Here is a 1,324-nt window from a genome sequence, read left to right on the forward strand (position 1 = left end):
CGGTTACTTCCTCCTCTGGAATTACAAACGTAGTACCTTTTCTCCTGAGAGCCAGAATTTTCATACTGCCCATCTCAGAATAAAGATGTGGGTTGTGGTCAGATGCTGCCTGAGTTGGACTCCATAAGACCAAAACTTTTCCTGTCGGTGTTTTTGTTACCTCTTTCGAGGACATTCCAAACAAATCTCTATTTTTAGTCAGCCATCTCTCGTAATCCGATAGCTCAACTAATGGGCAGGGTTTCCAGGTGGTTAAACCATTTTTATCTTTCTTTTTCACCTGTAGAATTTCCCTTTTTTCGTTGTAGACCACCTGACTATCTCCCCGTGAACGAATGGAGATAAACAGATGTGTCTTTCTCGGAAACCTAATAAACAAGTCGATGGGGTTCTTGTCTTCGGGCTTTAGCACTGGAAAGACTTGTATACCCTGGCTTTTAAACTCATTCAAAAGTAGGGCTGTTAATTTTTCCAGCCGCGCAAGTTTTTGAATTCGTATCAACGGCTTGTAAGCCAATCCAAAAAGAACCCATCCAAATGGATGAATTATGCCTCCTGTAGCCAGCGCAGCAGCACCAGCCGCTAGAGCTTGAGTGGACGCATAGTCTTTCGCCTCCCTAAGCATCTCTAATGCCGGTTCGTTGTGCGGCGGGAGTTGAAAATCGGTTGGTGGGTCTTTCACTGTAGTCATTGGAGACAACAAAATTAATGATGTGAAATTATACGAACTTTACTGATAGTAATGTTTGACACTGGATTTTGAGCAAATAGCCCTACTTTCTGTAAATAGGCCAGAATTTCCCTTAGAGCGTTTTTTTCTGATTGGCTTTCTTTGGTCATGCTGTACCCTTACCTTTTTTGCCCTTGGGTGTGGAGGAAGGTTGCTCATGATTTGCTAGCCAAAGGCTAATTGCTTCATCTAGTGCATCGCTTTGGGTTATTTGCAAAGCAGTGCAAGCAATTTTAAAGTTTAAAGCTTTCTCCTTTGGTATGTACCCGCTAACTTGAGTGAAATTTGGATCGTCTCGTCTTGTTACCACATCACTGTTTTCTATTTGTTCTGAAAACATTTTGACATTACCTCAAGAAAATTAGTAAAACATTACTTCATTACTTCATGAAGTAATGCTATCATAACACTAGCAAGCCAAAAAACGACGCATAACATAGGTGACAGAAGCCGGAAAGCGAAGTGATGGCAAGCCCTTAACTGGATATGTGGATTTAAAGCGATTTAGCCTCTAAATTCTGCAAAGCCAGGAAAATCAAGAATTTCCAAATCTTCTGAACAATGAAAGCTATATATTCCAATGCCAAAAATTGG

The 1,324-nt window shown here is 41.0% G+C and carries 2 protein-coding genes; both read right to left on the minus strand.

The annotated features are described in order from the left end of the window. The coding region (locus GNF10_RS36910; RefSeq protein ID WP_185607496.1) for a hypothetical protein at nt 1-691 on the minus strand (691 nt) is incomplete at its 3' end. A 145-nt stretch (nt 692-836) separates the two neighbouring features. Then, a complete protein-coding gene (locus GNF10_RS36915) occupies nt 837-1,070 on the minus strand; it encodes a hypothetical protein (protein WP_185585979.1) in 234 nt (77 codons plus the stop codon). Between the last annotated feature and the right edge of the window lie 254 nt (nt 1,071-1,324).

This window comes from Nostoc sp. UCD121, from assembly GCF_014222285.1.
Lineage (GTDB): Bacteria > Cyanobacteriota > Cyanobacteriia > Cyanobacteriales > Nostocaceae > Nostoc.